Genomic DNA, 15123 nt, shown 5'->3' with positions numbered 1-15123 from the left:
ATAGAGGTAAGTAATGGAATCAAGTAAACTTCAAGCTTCAATCATTAATTATTTGGAGCGACGGCCTACACAAAAATTCACCGCGGAAGAATTGTTTAAAGGTCTTAGTTTAGAAAAGGCGTCCGTATTCAACGAATTGGTCAAAGAATTAACTTCGTTGGAACGGTCCCATAAAGTAGAAATCACGGCGGATGACAAGTTTAAAATTGCCCGCCCCCAAAACCAATTGCTCGTTCACGGAACCTTTCGGGCAAATGACCGCGGCTTTGGTTTTGTAGCGGTAGAAGATGATGAAATTCCTGATATTTATATCAGTGAAGAACACACCGCCTACGCGCTTAATTTGGACGAAGTCGATGTAAAAATCGTGCGTCCGTCTAAAAAAGGTGACGACCGGGGTCCGGAAGGAATTGTTAAGAAAATTACCAAACGGCATCTCACCCAAGCAGTGGGGGTGTTTGAATTTGCTCCAGACCCTGCTCATAACGTGCTCGGGCACATTAATCTAAAAGATAAAAAGATGTCTAACTACGAGTTTGACGTGCTAGAAGGCGGTATTCACCCCGAAGACGGAGCGGTGATTACTGCTCAGGTTACCCAGTATCCAAAACCCAACGCCCCTAAGTTAATTGCAGGGGTTGCGGAAAAAACGATTGGATACCGCGACGATCCGGGAGTAGACATTCTGGAAATTGTTTACCAACATGAGTTACCAACTGAATTTCCGGATGACGTTAAAGAAGAAATTGCTCAAATTCCAGACCACGTTACTGAAGCCGAAAAACAAGGTCGCGTGGACTTAACTAACGAAGTAGTGGTTACCATTGACGGCGATGATTCAAAAGACTTTGATGATGCAGTTGGCTTACAAAAGTTAGACAACGGTAACTACCGCTTGCTAGTTAACATCGCGGACGTTTCCCACTACGTTAAGGAAGGCTCCCCGCTTGATAAGGAAGCATACCGGCGCAGTACCAGTGTTTATTTGACGGACCGGGTAATTCCAATGTTACCGCGGAAGCTTTCTAACGGGATTTGTTCCTTAAACCCTAACGTGGAACGGCTAGCGATGACTTGTGAAATGGAAATCAGTCCGGATGGCGAAGTGTTAAGCCATAAAATCTACCCAAGTGTCATTGAGTCTAACGCCCGGATGACTTATAACGACGTTAACAAAATCTTGGAAGCACGCGATAAGAAAACCATCGAGCGTTACCAAGATTTAGTGCCAATGTTTGAAATGATGGGCAAGTTGCACAAGTTGCTGTTGAAGCGCCGTAAACAACGCGGAGCCATTGAATTTGACGATAACGAAGCACAAATCATTGTCGACGAAAATGGGCACCCAATTGATATTAAGTTGCGGGAACGCGGAACTTCAGAACGGATGATCGAATCCTTTATGTTGGCGGCTAATGAAACGGTGGCAGAGCATTACTACGACGCCCACGTGCCATTCTTGTACCGGGTCCATGAAACCCCAGATAGCGAACGGATGTTAACCTTCTTCGAATTCTTATCAACCTTTGGCCACGTGGTTAAGGGGAGCACTAAGGATCTTAAACCAAAGATGTTGCAAAGCGTCCTCAAAAAAGTTGCGGGAACCCGTGAAGAAGCCATGATTTCGGTTATGTTATTGCGGAGCATGCGCCAAGCGAAGTACGATGCTAGGTCATTAGGTCACTTTGGGTTAGCAGCTAAGTACTATACCCACTTTACTTCGCCAATTCGGCGGTATCCCGACTTGTTTGTGCACCGGTTGATTCGCCATTATGCGGAAGATGGTACTGGAAAAGACGCTCAAGAAAAGTACGCGGACATTATTCCGGAAATTGCGGAACATACTTCCCAACTTGAACGACGGGCAATCGATACGGAACGCGATGTTGACAGTATGAAGAAGGCTGAATACATGGGCGACCACATTGGTGAACAATTTAACGCCATGGTTAGTTCCGTAATGAAGTTCGGACTTTTTGTTGAATTGGAAAACACCATTGAAGGCTTAATCCATATTAGTACCATGAAGGATGATTACTACGAATACGTGGAAAATCAAATGGCGCTAGTGGGCCGTAACACCCACCGGACCTTCCAAATTGGCTTACCAGTTGCGGTGAAGTTAATGCGGGTAGAAAAGGACCAGGCTGAAGTGGACTTCGAGTTGTTGCATCCGGAAAAGACGCCAACTAGCGAAATTAAGTTGCCACCTCGCCAATCCTTTAACCGTAACAAGGGCGGTCAACGGAATGGTAACCGAAATCGCCGACAAAACGGGCAACGTTCTAATAATTCCAACAACAAACCATTCTACAAAGATAAAAACGTCAAACGCTTTTCTAAGAATACTTCTCACAAAAAATAAAGAGGAGGGTTTCGTATGGCTAAAAAACCACAGGTAAAGGATCAAGCTTTAGCCCAAAATAAAAAGGCTCGCCATGATTATTCTATTTTAAGCACGATGGAAGCGGGAATTGCGTTAACCGGCACGGAAATTAAATCAGTTCGGGAACGCCGGATTACCCTCAGAGACGGGTTTGTGCAAATTCGCCATGGTGAAGCAATTTTGGTGAACGTGCAAATTAGTGAATACTTGCAAGGTAATCAGTTTAATCACGATCCGTTGCGAAATCGGAAGCTTTTGTTGCACAAAAAAGAAATTCAAAAGTTACAAGAAGCTAGCCAAAATAAAGGAATCACGATTGTGCCTTTAAAAGTTTACCTTAAGCACGGTTTTGCGAAGGTGCTGATCGGGGTTGCTAAAGGAAAGCACGAATACGATAAACGAGAAACTTTGAAGAAACGTGACCAACAACGGGAAATTGAACGCGCGTTGAAGAACCGTTAAACGGGCGACGTTTATTGATAAGTGAATAATAAAAAATAGCTGTGGATAACTCCCTCCATCGAGGGGAATAATCCACAGCTATTTTTGGTTTCTACAGTTACTTAGCAAGGTGATGAAAAAGAGGCTGAATAAGAGTCGGGTAGTTTATGAGTAAACTAAAAATCGACTATTATGCCAAATTCAGGCATAACAGTCGATTTTAGGTTGAGTGATGCAAGCTGCTTTTGCTGCTATGAAAGGCAACACACCAAAACGATTTTTAACTTTAACAAGGGAGTTTTAGTCTTTCCCCTATCCTTGGTTTCGATTACTTTAATGAGAATTCGAGAAGGTTAAACTTCCTTTTTCAAGTGTTGGTAGTGGTGACCAGAAACAATTTGCCGGTGGTCGAGTTGGAAACCAATTCGCCGGTAAAGGCGTTCTGCGTCAGGATTCAAATCGTCAACCAGTAGCCCGACCATTTTTAAGTCACGAGCTTTCGCGTATTCGGGAAGGGCATTGAGTAACTTAGTACCGATTCCGTGATTTTGGAAATCAGGGTTAACTACTAGCGAATCGAGGTACCATTCGTCATCGTCAGCTTCAGCTTCTTCGTAAATGGGCTGAGGAGCGAGGGCAACTTGGTCAAAATGGTTTTGAAATTCATCCTTTAACTTCTCTTCGTTAGCACCTGGATAGCCAAAAGCGACTCCCGCAACTTGGTTATCCATTTTAGCAACAACCACGTCGGCAGCCTCTTGGTATAGGGGGCTTTGGAAGGTTGCTACGAATAGTTTAGTAACTTCTTGAGGATCGTTTTTCAAGTAAAAAGGCAGTTCCATTTCGTCGAGAATGATTTTGAGTAGCTCGACAACCTGGGGCATGTCTTCAGTAGTGGCTTTAGTGATTTGCATTAGAATTCTCCTTCGAAAAATTATTATAGCCAGCCGTGTCTGACTCAATCTTCCAAGTTCGAACTAGTTTAGGCTCCCGAAGCGGGGGGCGTTTTTGAATCCAGCGGTCGAGAATCGCCGCTAAACAAATAAACAGTGGCGTATTGGATTCTACGAAAACGTTCAATTCAATATATGCACTGCCGTTGATTTGAACGCGGTTAACTTCAAGAATTTTAGTTAAGCCATGAAAAACCTTAAAATGGCAGGTAACGGTATCTCCAATAATAATCCAGCGAAGGTTGTGAACGTACAAGAGCCCGCGAATGAAGCCTACGGGAGTCGTCACCGTCCCAACTTCGTGGTTATTTAAAAACAATTTAAACTTGGGTAATAGTCCTACCGCGATTTGCTTAAGCTCAGCTCGGAGCTGGCCTTGCATATCGTAAACAGAAAGGGCATCGCGTTTGATGCCCCATTTGCCAACTAGAAGGTATTTGGAATTATGGTTTTCATCGCTAACCGTGGTAGCACCTTTATTTTCTAGCCCTTGACTTTTTAGATAGAATCTCTGCATCGGCTTAGCCTCTTTTTAATTATTGTTGATTTTCGGCAAGCTGTTCCAGGATGGCTTTTCCAACCCCATCCTCGTTGTTAGTTACGGTGAGGTGGTTTGCCAAGCGCTTGATCTCCGGAATTGCATTGCCCATGGCATAGCTAACGCCCGCGACGCGCAACATGGAAGCGTCGTTTAAGTTATCACCAATCGTCATCACTTGGGACATCGGAATTCCAAGTTGGTCCGCAAAATTCTGTACAGCAAGTCCCTTTTGCGCACGGGGACTGTTGATTTCAATGTTATTTTCAAACGATGATGAAATTGCTACGTCAACTTGTTGTTGAATAGCTTCCCGGACGGGTTGTAATCCCTTTTGACCGTTTTGACCAAACGCAACCAGCTTCAAAATTTGAATTTTCGGATCGTCAAGGAGCACTTGGTAATTATCTACGTACCGGATGTTCATTAATTCTACCCGGGCAGAAGACATGGCCACTGCTAGTTTGAATGGCGTATCTGGGTTAACGGTCTCTAAAAGGTGAGAGACCGTTTCGATCCGCCGGGTCCGACTGTTGGAAACCACGCCTTGGTTGGTGGTGATTTCATAGTAAAGTCCGCGTTTCTCGAGTTGGTGCATGATTAACTGCGCGTTAGGCTTAGTAATCGGCACTTCATCAAGAATTTTGCCTTCGGTGTCAAAAATTGCGGCACCGTTGAGGGTGATAAGTGGTACGGAAAGCCCGTAAGTCTCTAAAAGGGGTTTCGCTTCACGATATTCGCGACCCGTTGCCACGACGAAATGAACTCCGGCGTCCTGCGCTTTTTTAATCGCCGCAGCATTACCTGGTGAAATTTGCATTTCTTCGTTAAGTAACGTTCCATCCATATCTGAAGCAATCACTGAAATCATGTTATGCACATCCAATCCATATATTTATCCTAATTTTAACATGAACCCCGCCATTTTTTTCAGAAATCAGTTAGAATGGAAGTAACAAATTGTTCGAGGAAGATTGAGGTATGAAAACAATTATTCATAACGATTGGCAGAAGGTTTTAGAAAGTGAATTTGAAAAGGATTATTACGCAAATCTCCACCAGTTTTTAAAGCAGGAGTACGCAACCCAAAATATCCACCCCGATATGTATCACATTTTCCAAGCATTCGAATGGACGCCGTTTTCGGAGGTTAAAGTGGTTATCTTAGGGCAGGATCCGTATCATGGCCCTCACCAAGCGCACGGACTAAGTTTTTCGGTGCGCCCGGGAGTGCCGGTGCCCCCGTCTTTACAAAACATCTACAAAGAATTACAGGATGATTTAGGAGTCAAACCGGTACAACACGGATACCTGAAGAAATGGGCGGACCAAGGAGTACTGTTGCTTAACTCTGTATTAACGGTCCGCAACGGCCAGGCCTTTTCACATCAAGGTCACGGCTGGGAACGGCTAACCGACACGGCGATTAAACGGTTGTCGGAACGTGAAAAGCCGGTGATCTTTATTTTGTGGGGCCGGGCCGCGCGTGACAAGATTAAGTTAATTGACCAGTCCCGAAACATTATTATTCAATCTGCGCATCCCAGTCCGTTATCGGCATACCGGGGCTTTTTTGGCTCCAAGCCGTTTTCCAAAACTAACGCAGCTTTGGAAGCGATGGGGGAAAAGCCGATTGATTGGCAACTACCAGAACACGTAGAAGAGGAAAAATAAATGCAAACTTATCAATTACGAAACGAAGAAATGACCATTGAATTTGGCAAAATGATTGGTAAACTTCTACATCCAAACGATGTGGTTGTGTTAGACGGAGATCTCGGAGCAGGGAAGACCACCTTAACGAAGGGCATTGCCCAAGCTTTAGGGATCAAACGCTACGTAAAAAGTCCCACCTACACAATCATCCACGAGTACCATGACGGGCGGATGCCGCTTTATCACATTGATGCGTACCGGTTAGAAGATGGGAATGCTGATGACATTGGTTTAGAAGAATATTTTGAAAGCGATGGGGTTACCGTTATTGAGTGGGCCCAGTTTATTAAGGAATACTTGCCTGAAGAGTACTTGAAGATTGGATTGGACCGGAACCACGATAATACCCAGCGGTTCCTAACTATCGAACCCAACGGCGAACGGTACCAGCAATTTGAAAAATTCCTTGAGGATGAAATCAATGGCCAATAGGGAAGATGAAGTTTACCTAACGGAGGGAACTCCCGAGGACGCCCAAGCGATCGTGGGGCTAATTGACCAATTAGAAACGGAGACGGATTCAATTGAGTTTGACCCGACCATCCATCAGCTGGAGCTCAAGCTGGTTCAACAAAATTTAGCGTTAATTCAGCAAAGTCCGACTAACTTTTTATTGTTGGCAAAGTTGGGGGATGCTCCAATCGGCTTGCTGACGATTGTGGAAACGGACGCTAAAAAGGGGCAGGCCGAGTTGGGAGTCGGCGTGCTTGAAAAATATTGGCACAACGGGATTGGAACCCTATTAGTCGATGAAGCATTATACTGGGCTAAAAATTACAGCTCCTTATCGACCATTTGGCTAGACGTCCTGACGGATAACGAGCCGGCCATCCACCTATACGAAAAGATGGGCTTTACAACTAAAAAAGCCCCGATCAAGGATGATCAGGGTCGTAGTTTAAAACGAATGGCACGTAAGCTTAGCTAACTTTACGAATAAAGCTACTGATGGCGTCCGCACCGAACTGCTTCTTCTCATACAACAAGATGTTCGCGCACGCCAAACTATCGTCTAAGGCGTTGTGGTGGTGCTCTAATTCAATCCCCAAATTATCACAGAGCGTGTTGAGCTTGTGGTTAGGATAATTAGGGAAAAAGCTGCGGGAAGTCCGCAAAGTGTCCAAAGTTTGGTAAGGCAGCCGGTTAAGTTCGTAACGCTCCAGCGTCTTCTTTAAAACGCTATTGTCGAAGTTGGCGTTGTGGGCCACGACAAGTTGGTCGGGAGTAAAGAACGGCTGTAAAATTGGCCATAGCTCCGGAAAGGTGGGCGCGTCCTGGACGTCGGCTTCGTGGATCCCGTGTACTTGAACGTTCCGCCAATGAAATTTGGTTTCCGGGTTAATTAAAGAGTACAATTCGTCGGTGATTTGATCATTTTGAACCACCGTCAGCGCGATTGAACAAGCGCTTGCCCGCGCAGGCGCGGCAGTTTCAAAATCAATGGCAACAAAGTTCAAAAATATCACTGTCCTTATATTATTTTAAGTCAAGTTTAACGAATAAAGATTAGTGCGTAAAGGAGTTTTTCCAATGATTAAAGTTGGGGTAATTGGATTGGGAAACATCGCTCAAAAGGCTTATTTGCCGGTAGATAGTCAGTTACAAGATCGCTTCGAGTGGTACTTAGTCAGCCGGCAAGCCGAAAAATTGCAATATTTGCAGAAAAAGTACGGTTTTCAACACGGGACGACCCGGATGGATGATTTGTTTGAGGAAAACGTTCAGGCGGTGTTCATTCATACCGCTACCTCCACCCATTACGCGATTATCAAAAAGTTTCTGCAACACGGGGTTCACGTTTATGTGGATAAACCCATTTCAGAAAATTTGGCGGAGGTGAAAGAACTTTACCAAATTGCTGCTGAGCAGCACGTGTTATTAACCTGTGGATTTAATCGGCGGTTTGCGCCACTGCACCAAGCGTTCGGGCAATTGGGAACCCCGCATTTAGTTCGGGCAGCTAAGACCCGGGTGATGGAAAATCAAAGTCCCCAGTTTGCCGTTTATGACCTAATGATTCACGTAATTGATTTGGTTCAGTTTTTAATGGGATCATCAAAAGTGGAATACGTGGATGGCCGCCTACGAGAACAGGATGGTCAGTTGGTCTGGGCGGAGGTCGAACTAACCAACGGGGATGCTTCTGGCGTGGCCCAAATTGATTTGCGCGCTGGTGCGAATACTGAAGTAGCAGAGGTAGTTAGCGATCACGGCGTCGCCCGAGTGGAAAACTTACAAACGTTAACCCATGATCACGACGGGCAACGGACGATCCAAAGTACGCCAGACTGGCAAAAAATGCTGGTAACCCGGGGATTTGCGCCGTTAATTGAAGCTTTTTTGCGGGCGGTGGAAAATGACGGTCCCAGCCCGGTATCTCCGGCTTCGGTGATTAAGTCCCATACGCTATGTGACCGTTTAATCCAGAGTATGAAAGTGATAAAATAAGCGAAGAGATTTTCGATGAATCGTGAGGATTCACAATGTAAATGAGGTAAGAGGGGAAAGTATGATGGATCAATCAATAACCGCGGCATTTCCAGAAATTAAGGTCTACAAAGATGAACCGTTGTCAAAATACACCAATACACAAACGGGCGGACCAGCGGATTTGCTAGTATTTCCCAAGTCGGTGACTGAAACTAAGCAGTTGATGATTTGGGCTAAGGAAACCGCTACGCCCCTAACGGTGATTGGAAATGCAAGTAATTTGATTGTGCGTGACGGAGGAATTCGCGGACTAGTTTTAATCTTAACCAAGATGGACAATATCCAAGTTAACGGCAATACCGTGATTGCGGAAGCGGGGGCAGCTTTAATTCAAGCCACCGAAGTAGCTTACCAATCAGGATTGACCGGTTTTGAGTTTGCTGCTGGAATTCCGGGTTCAGTAGGCGGTGCGATTTTCATGAATGCCGGAGCTTATGGCGGTGAAATTAGTGAAATTGTGGAAAGTGCCGAAGTGTTAACGCCAGATGGCCAAATTAAACGGCTGAATAACCACGAATTGGATTTTGGGTACCGACACAGCAGCGTGCAGGATTATCACGATGTGGTAATTTCAGCATCATTTAAGTTGCGTCCTGGTGATCAAACTAAGATCCGGGCGCGGATGGATGAGTTAAACCGGCTCCGTGCTTCCAAGCAGCCGTTGGAATATCCATCGTGCGGGAGTGTGTTTAAACGCCCCACCGGTTACTTTACCGGAAAGTTAATTCACGAAGCCGGTTTGCAAGGCTTCACGATTGGCGGCGCCCAAGTTTCTAAAAAGCACGCCGGATTCATCATTAACATCGGGAATGCTACGGCAACTGACTACTTAGACGTGATTCACCACGTACAAGCCACGGTATTTAAACAGTTTGGGGTTAAGTTGGAAACCGAAGTCCGGATTATTGGTGAAGAAAAATAAATTGAATATTTAAACGAAGTGACCTCCAATTTGGCAAACGGGTAAAATGCAATTGGGCACATTTGAAGCGTGAATGTGCGATAAATTAACCCCCTGCAACAAATAGGAGGTCACTTTATATTCTCTCTGGTATAATTATCCCTGAATATGAATTTGGAGGGACAGGTATGAACATAAATTGGTCCCAGTTGTTAACTTGGAGCGATGTCATCAATATTATTGATGTACTCGTGGTTTGGTTTGTAATTTATGAATTGATTATGCTGCTGCGGGGAACCAAAGCGGTACAGTTATTTCGTGGGATTATCGTCATTATTATAATTATGGCGGGAAGCTGGTATATCGGATTAAGCACGGTTTACTGGATTATGAATCAGGTCATCAATTGGGGAGTAATTGCGATGGTGATCATCTTTCAGCCGGAAATTCGCCGGGGACTGGAACACTTAGGTCGCGGGTCGATTTTTGCAAAGAACCATTCGCAAAAAGAAGCGGAAGAAAAAATGATTCAAGCGTTGGATAAGGCGATTCAGTACATGGCTAAACGCCGAATTGGAGCGTTGATTTCAATTCAGATGGAAACCGGGCTTGATGACTATATTGAAACCGGAATTCCCCTGGATGCGGACGTTTCGGGAGAGTTGTTAATCAACATTTTTATCCCGAACACCCCGTTACACGATGGTGCGGTGATTATTAAAAACGGTAAGATTGCCGTGGCAGCTGCCTATTTGCCTTTGTCACAGAGCAACTTAATTCCTAAGGAACTTGGGACTCGACACCGTGCAGCGGTCGGGATGAGTGAAGTTACCGATGCATTGACCATCGTAGTCTCAGAAGAAACTGGAGAAGTTTCTATTATGAAGGACGGCGAACTATTACGGGATATGTCGCAAGAATCTTACTTACGGTATTTCCGGACCCAATTAATTACCAGTGATGAAGGGCCCACCCCGTTCTTCACTTCGGTTACGGAAAATATTTCGGCCTTCTTTAAGGGAAAAAGGGGGCGGCACTAGATGAAAAAATTTTTTACCAAAAATTTTAGCTATCGGTTAATTGCGTTAGTCTTAGCCCTTTTGCTTTTTGCGTACGTAAAGACCGATCACCTTACTTCAACGCGGGTTTCGGGGACCGATGCAAACCAGAATAAAACCGCGTTGATGTCCACCAAGACGGCTACAATTACGATGCCGGTGGATTTAGATGTGGATTCAAGTAAGTACGTAGTTAGTGGATACCAAGAACGCGTTAAAATTACGCTGAACGGCTCCAGCGCAATGATTACTACCTTAACCAACACCCGTAATTTTAAGGTGTACCTTGCATTGCAGGATTATGCACCGGGTAAGCATACGGTTAAATATCAAGTGGAAGGGCTTGGTAAGGATATTCGTTACCGAATCCAACCAGAAAAATCAAAAATTACAATTGCCCATCGGAAGACGAAGAAATTTGAAATTCGCTACCGTTACGATACCAACATGGTTAAGGAAGGGTATACGATGGGGAACGTAAAAACCTCGGTAACGACGGTTCAAGCAACGGGCTCCGCATCAGAAATTGACCGGATTAGCCAAGTGGTTGCCGACGTTAACGTCCCTAGCAACACGACAGAGGATGTTTCTGCGCGTTCTGTGTTGCAAGCTTTGGACTCAAACGGTAACATTGTAAATGTAGTCTTGACTCCGCAATCGGTAAATGTCACTATTCCAGTTTCCAAGGCGAAAACAGAAAAAGCCAAGGAATCTAGTGAGGCAAGCAGTCAAGCTACGTCCTCTTCTAGCAGTTCGGAAAAATCAGCAAGTAGCGCATCCTCATCGAGTGGTGAAGAAAGTTCTTCGAGTTCAGCAAGTAGTGACGAGAGTTCGTCCGCTGACGATACTAGCAGTGACGGGAATCCGCAGCTCCAACAGTGATTCATAAGTGAAAACTAGCTTGGGAGCTGTGCTAATTAAATTGCTGATTTTATAATTTAGATAATGAGTTAAAAGAGATTGACGGCGGGCTACAGGTCTTGTCGCAAAGAAGGAGATTTTCAATAATGAAATTGAAGTATTTTGGTACAGATGGAGTTCGTGGAATCGCAAACGAAACGTTGACACCAGAACTAGCTTTCCAATTAGGGCGAACTGGCGGATACGTATTAACTAAGCACGCCAAGGATGCTGATCAGCGTCCCCGGGTACTGGTTTCACGAGATACTCGAGTTTCTGGCCAGTTGTTAAAACACGCCTTGATTTCGGGCCTTTTGTCAGTAGGGATCGAAGTAATGGATATGGGAATCGTTACGACGCCCGGGGTTGCTTACTTAGTTCGTAAGCAAGAAGCTGACGCGGGAGTGATGATTACCGCTTCGCACAATCCAGTAGAGGATAATGGAATTAAATTCTTCGGTTCGGACGGTTACAAGCTATCTGACGAATTAGAAGCTGAAATCGAAGTTCTTTTAGATGCTGAAAAAGATAACCTCCCCCGGCCATCGGCTAAGGGACTTGGTTCCGTAACGGATTACCCTGAAGGTGGGTTAAACTATACGGCATTCTTGGAACAAACGATTCCCGACGACCTAGAAGGGTTACATATCGCGGTGGACGCTGCTAACGGTGCTACTAGCGGCTACGTTTCCCAAATCTTTGCTGACTTAAATACTGAATTTGAAACGATGGCAACCAATCCCGATGGGTTAAACATCAATGCGGGAGTCGGCTCGACTCATCCAGAAGCTCTAGCAAAATTCGTGGTTGAAAAGGGCGCGGATATGGGAGTTGCCTTTGATGGGGACGGCGACCGTTGTATTGCGGTAGACGAAAAGGGAAATATCGTCGACGGTGATAAGATCATGTACATTTGCGGTAAGTTTCTAAGTGAACGGGGTCGTCTTAAGGAAGACACCGTGGTAACGACCGTAATGAGTAACCTCGGAATGTACAAAGCGTTAGAAAAACACGGCATGCATTCGGTTAAAACCCAAGTTGGTGACCGTTACGTGGTGGAAGAAATGTTGAAGGATGGTTATAACCTTGGTGGGGAACAATCCGGCCACATCATTTTCTTAGACCACAACACTACTGGGGATGGCATGCTTACGGCTATCCAATTAATGTACGTGGTTAAGCAAACTGGTAAAAAACTTTCCGAATTAGCTGCTGAAGTAACTACGTATCCTCAAAAGTTAGTTAACGTACGGGTTCAAGATAAGAAATTAGCGCTTGAAAACCAAGCCATCAAGGACATTATCAAAAAGGTTGAAGACGAAATGGCTGGCGAAGGCCGGGTATTAGTCCGTCCTTCCGGAACTGAAGACTTACTTCGGGTGATGGCGGAAGCTCCTACTGAAGAAGCGGTTAACCAATACGTTGACCGGATTGTTGCGGTAGTTAAGAGTGAAGTTGGCGTTGATTAACGGCTGTAATTAAATAATAAAAAAACGAAACGGGCGGAGAAAATCTCTAGCCCGTTTTTGATTGTCTAATAAAATGAGTTTGGGGTAAAAAATTTAAGGGGGTCTAATCCCTTGTGCTATACCTATTCCTGCATTTGATATATACCAATTTCGAAAAATAATGTTTGACAATCGCCTTAAGTGGTAATATATTAAGAATCGTTAATTATACCAATTATATAAAAATAAATAGATGAATTTAGGAGAACAGGGATTATGTGTGGAATTGTTGGAGTAACAGGTAGAGCAGATACGACCAAACTTTTAGTGAATGGTTTGAAAAAATTGGAGTACCGGGGATATGATTCTGCGGGAATTTACGTAAATAATGGTCAAGGCAAGGATTACCTAGTTAAAGCGCAAGGAAAGATTCAAAACTTAGAAGATCAACTTTCTGATGACGTGAACGGCAGTGCCGGAATTGGGCACACGCGCTGGGCAACTCACGGTATTCCGAGCGTGGCTAATGCGCACCCGCATTTTTCGGCAGACAACCGGTTTTACCTCGTGCACAATGGAGTGATTCAAAACTTCAAGGAATTAAAACAAACTTATTTAGCAGACGTGCCTTTCCAAAGCGATACCGATACTGAAGTAGTGGTTCAATTAGTTGACCACTTCGCTAAAGAAGGTTTATCGACCATGGCCGCTTTCAAGAAAACTTTAAGCTTGTTGAAGGATTCTTCATACGCCTTTGTTTTAATGGACCGGGAAATGCCGGACACCCTTTTTGTAGCCAAGAACAAGAGCCCGTTATTAATTGGGGTAGGCGACGACTTTAACGTAGTTTGCAGCGACGCTTTAGCAATGATCAACGTGACGAAACGGTTTGTGGAGTTGCACGATGGCGACGTGGTTAAAATCACCCCTGACAAAGTGGAGCTATTTGATGCAGATGGTCAAGCAATTCAACGGGATCCTTTTGAAGTTGACATTGACCAGTCCGATGCTGATAAGGGAACTTACCCATACTACATGTTAAAAGAAATTGACGAGCAACCAGCCGTAATCCGGCGCATCGAAGAAAAATACCTTGATTCAAAAGGCGCAGTTCGTTTCGATAAAGCAATGTTAGATAAATTAAACCAAGCCGGTAAAATTTACATTGTGGGTGCGGGAACTAGTTATCATGCTGGTTTAGTGGGCAAGAAGTTATTGGAACGCTTTGCCAAGGTGCCAACGGAAGTTGTGCTAGCATCCGAATTTGCCTACGACGATCCAATTATTGAAAAAGATGCCTTCTTCATCTTCCTTAGTCAAAGTGGTGAAACTGCTGATAGTCGGCAAGTTTTAGTCCGGGTAAATGATGAATGGCAAAAGCCAAGCCTCACGATTACTAACGTGGCTAACTCAACGTTGGCGCGCGAAGCAGAATTCTCGGCAACCTTAGAAGCGGGTCCGGAAATTGCGGTAGCGTCGACCAAGGCCTACACCGCGCAAATTGCCGTAGAAGCACTTCTAGCGGTAGCAATGGGACGGATGAAGCAAATCAATGCGGCAACTGATTTTGACATTGCAGGACAATTAAGCATGGTGGCAAACGCAATTCAAACGGTGGTGGATGAAAAGGCAGCTATCGAACAATTGGCCAAAGACACCCTTTTAAAGGCGCGTAACACCTTTTACATTGGCCGGGGGCTAGATTATGCGGTAGCCCTAGAAGCTTCCCTTAAGCTTAAGGAAATCTCTTATATTCAAGCAGAAGGTTTTGCAGCCGGCGAATTGAAGCACGGCACGATTGCCTTAATTGAAGAAGGGACTCCGGTTATCGGGATCATTACCCAAGGTAAAACTGCCGATCACACCCGGAGCAATTTAGAAGAAGTGATTTCACGCGGAGCACAGGTAATCACCTTCGCTAGCCAAAGCCTCGCCAAGAATACGGATGACGTAATTCTTCCTGACGTTGATGAAATGTTGATGCCGTTGGTTAGCGTCATTGCTGCTCAATTATTGGCTTACTACGCTTGCTTGCAGCGGGGTTACAACGTTGACCAACCGCGTAATTTAGCTAAGAGTGTCACGGTAGAATAGGAGGAAGAGCAGTGCAAAGTCGCCTGAATTTTAATTTGAATATTTTTGAAATTTAGGTTGACATTATTATGTGTAAGCGCTAACATATGGTTGTAAGGTAGTGGCGCATCTCCTACCTGCACAATCAATTCTCTTTCTCTCTTATGCTGGATCCGACTCGTACAAGTCCGGATCCTTTTTTGGTGCCATAATAATTCT

The 15123-nt window shown here is 44.7% G+C and carries 15 protein-coding genes; 11 read left to right on the top strand and 4 right to left on the bottom strand.

Annotated elements, in window-relative coordinates; translation table 11 throughout:
• Nucleotides 1-13: 13 nt before the first annotated feature.
• Entirely contained in the window at nt 14-2365 is a 2352-nt protein-coding gene (rnr, locus tag I6H64_RS06640) for a ribonuclease R (RefSeq protein ID WP_008841822.1), read from the top strand.
• Nucleotides 2366-2380: 15 nt separating this feature from the next.
• Nucleotides 2381-2848 (top strand): SsrA-binding protein SmpB, encoded by a 468-nt coding sequence (gene smpB, locus I6H64_RS06635; protein WP_056985061.1) that lies wholly within the window; start codon nt 2381-2383, stop codon nt 2846-2848.
• Between the two features lie 332 nt (nt 2849-3180).
• Here the strand turns inward: smpB and I6H64_RS06630 are convergent, their stop codons facing one another.
• From I6H64_RS06630 to I6H64_RS06620, 3 genes are read right to left on the bottom strand one after another with little or no spacing between them, the layout of a single operon-like run.
• Nucleotides 3181-3741: a GNAT family N-acetyltransferase gene (locus I6H64_RS06630; RefSeq protein ID WP_004166673.1), complete on the bottom strand. Its 561-nt coding sequence runs from the start codon at nt 3739-3741 to the stop codon at nt 3181-3183.
• Entirely contained in the window at nt 3728-4297 is a 570-nt protein-coding gene (locus I6H64_RS06625; RefSeq protein WP_002831139.1) for an LURP-one-related/scramblase family protein, read from the bottom strand. The genes I6H64_RS06630 and I6H64_RS06625 overlap by 14 nt, the downstream gene beginning before the upstream one ends.
• A 19-nt stretch (nt 4298-4316) precedes the next feature.
• Nucleotides 4317-5189: a Cof-type HAD-IIB family hydrolase gene (locus tag I6H64_RS06620; RefSeq protein WP_002829905.1), complete on the bottom strand. Its 873-nt coding sequence runs from the start codon at nt 5187-5189 to the stop codon at nt 4317-4319.
• A 110-nt stretch (nt 5190-5299) separates the two neighbouring features.
• On the opposite strand from I6H64_RS06620, the gene I6H64_RS06615 reads away from it, so the two are divergent.
• The 3 genes from I6H64_RS06615 to I6H64_RS06605 are packed head-to-tail and all read left to right on the top strand — an operon-like array spanning nt 5300 to nt 6962.
• Complete coding sequence (locus tag I6H64_RS06615) at nt 5300-5992, top strand: uracil-DNA glycosylase (protein WP_002831140.1); 693 nt, start codon at nt 5300-5302, stop codon at nt 5990-5992.
• Complete coding sequence (gene tsaE / locus I6H64_RS06610) at nt 5993-6466, top strand: tRNA (adenosine(37)-N6)-threonylcarbamoyltransferase complex ATPase subunit type 1 TsaE (protein ID WP_005919222.1); 474 nt, start codon at nt 5993-5995, stop codon at nt 6464-6466.
• Nucleotides 6456-6962 (top strand): GNAT family N-acetyltransferase, encoded by a 507-nt coding sequence (locus I6H64_RS06605; RefSeq protein WP_005919219.1) that lies wholly within the window; start codon nt 6456-6458, stop codon nt 6960-6962. Before tsaE ends, I6H64_RS06605 begins: the two co-directional genes overlap by 11 nt.
• On the opposite strand, the gene I6H64_RS06600 is transcribed toward I6H64_RS06605, so the two are convergent.
• Nucleotides 6955-7491, bottom strand: coding sequence for a 3'-5' exonuclease (locus tag I6H64_RS06600; protein ID WP_002829901.1), 537 nt, complete (start codon nt 7489-7491; stop codon nt 6955-6957). The genes I6H64_RS06605 and I6H64_RS06600 overlap by 8 nt on opposite strands.
• Before the next feature lie 73 nt (nt 7492-7564).
• Between I6H64_RS06600 and I6H64_RS06595 the strand changes: the two genes are divergently transcribed.
• The 6 genes from I6H64_RS06595 (at nt 7565) to glmS (ending at nt 14925) form a co-directional block, all read left to right on the top strand.
• Nucleotides 7565-8482, top strand: a complete 918-nt coding sequence (locus I6H64_RS06595; protein ID WP_036685522.1) for a Gfo/Idh/MocA family protein — start codon at nt 7565-7567, stop codon at nt 8480-8482.
• A gap of 61 nt (nt 8483-8543) precedes the next feature.
• Nucleotides 8544-9446 carry a UDP-N-acetylmuramate dehydrogenase gene (gene murB, locus I6H64_RS06590; protein WP_002829899.1) on the top strand — a complete coding sequence of 301 codons (903 nt, stop codon included), beginning with the start codon at nt 8544-8546 and terminating at the stop codon, nt 9444-9446.
• Between the two features lie 167 nt (nt 9447-9613).
• Nucleotides 9614-10465: a diadenylate cyclase CdaA gene (gene cdaA, locus I6H64_RS06585; RefSeq protein ID WP_002829898.1), complete on the top strand. Its 852-nt coding sequence runs from the start codon at nt 9614-9616 to the stop codon at nt 10463-10465.
• Nucleotides 10466-11365, top strand: a complete 900-nt coding sequence (locus I6H64_RS06580; protein WP_008841818.1) for a CdaR family protein — start codon at nt 10466-10468, stop codon at nt 11363-11365.
• A 125-nt stretch (nt 11366-11490) separates the two neighbouring features.
• Nucleotides 11491-12852: a phosphoglucosamine mutase gene (glmM, locus tag I6H64_RS06575; RefSeq protein WP_002829896.1), complete on the top strand. Its 1362-nt coding sequence runs from the start codon at nt 11491-11493 to the stop codon at nt 12850-12852.
• Nucleotides 12853-13107: 255 nt separating this feature from the next.
• The gene (glmS, locus tag I6H64_RS06570; RefSeq protein WP_005919208.1) at nt 13108-14925 is read left to right on the top strand and encodes a glutamine--fructose-6-phosphate transaminase (isomerizing); all 1818 of its coding nucleotides are present in this window, start codon (nt 13108-13110) and stop codon (nt 14923-14925) included.
• Nucleotides 14926-15123 lie beyond the last annotated feature (198 nt).

The sequence above is a fragment of the Pediococcus acidilactici genome, assembly GCF_016127815.1.
GTDB classification, from domain to species: domain Bacteria; phylum Bacillota; class Bacilli; order Lactobacillales; family Lactobacillaceae; genus Pediococcus; species Pediococcus acidilactici.
This window is presented reverse-complemented; position numbering and strand designations above follow the sequence as displayed.

Bases quoted from the DNA above. Each gene is read 5' to 3' on its own strand.
- rnr (WP_008841822.1), top strand. From the start codon at position 14: ATGGAATCAAGTAAACTTCAAGCTTCAATCATTAATTATTTGGAGCGA.
- smpB (WP_056985061.1), top strand. From the start codon at position 2,381: ATGGCTAAAAAACCACAGGTAAAGGATCAAGCTTTAGCCCAAAATAAA.
- I6H64_RS06630 (WP_004166673.1), bottom strand. From the start codon at position 3,741: ATGCAAATCACTAAAGCCACTACTGAAGACATGCCCCAGGTTGTCGAG.
- I6H64_RS06625 (WP_002831139.1), bottom strand. From the start codon at position 4,297: ATGCAGAGATTCTATCTAAAAAGTCAAGGGCTAGAAAATAAAGGTGCT.
- I6H64_RS06620 (WP_002829905.1), bottom strand. From the start codon at position 5,189: ATGATTTCAGTGATTGCTTCAGATATGGATGGAACGTTACTTAACGAA.
- I6H64_RS06615 (WP_002831140.1), top strand. From the start codon at position 5,300: ATGAAAACAATTATTCATAACGATTGGCAGAAGGTTTTAGAAAGTGAA.
- tsaE (WP_005919222.1), top strand. From the start codon at position 5,993: ATGCAAACTTATCAATTACGAAACGAAGAAATGACCATTGAATTTGGC.
- I6H64_RS06605 (WP_005919219.1), top strand. From the start codon at position 6,456: ATGGCCAATAGGGAAGATGAAGTTTACCTAACGGAGGGAACTCCCGAG.
- I6H64_RS06595 (WP_036685522.1), top strand. From the start codon at position 7,565: ATGATTAAAGTTGGGGTAATTGGATTGGGAAACATCGCTCAAAAGGCT.
- murB (WP_002829899.1), top strand. From the start codon at position 8,544: ATGATGGATCAATCAATAACCGCGGCATTTCCAGAAATTAAGGTCTAC.
- cdaA (WP_002829898.1), top strand. From the start codon at position 9,614: ATGAACATAAATTGGTCCCAGTTGTTAACTTGGAGCGATGTCATCAAT.
- I6H64_RS06580 (WP_008841818.1), top strand. From the start codon at position 10,466: ATGAAAAAATTTTTTACCAAAAATTTTAGCTATCGGTTAATTGCGTTA.
- glmM (WP_002829896.1), top strand. From the start codon at position 11,491: ATGAAATTGAAGTATTTTGGTACAGATGGAGTTCGTGGAATCGCAAAC.
- glmS (WP_005919208.1), top strand. From the start codon at position 13,108: ATGTGTGGAATTGTTGGAGTAACAGGTAGAGCAGATACGACCAAACTT.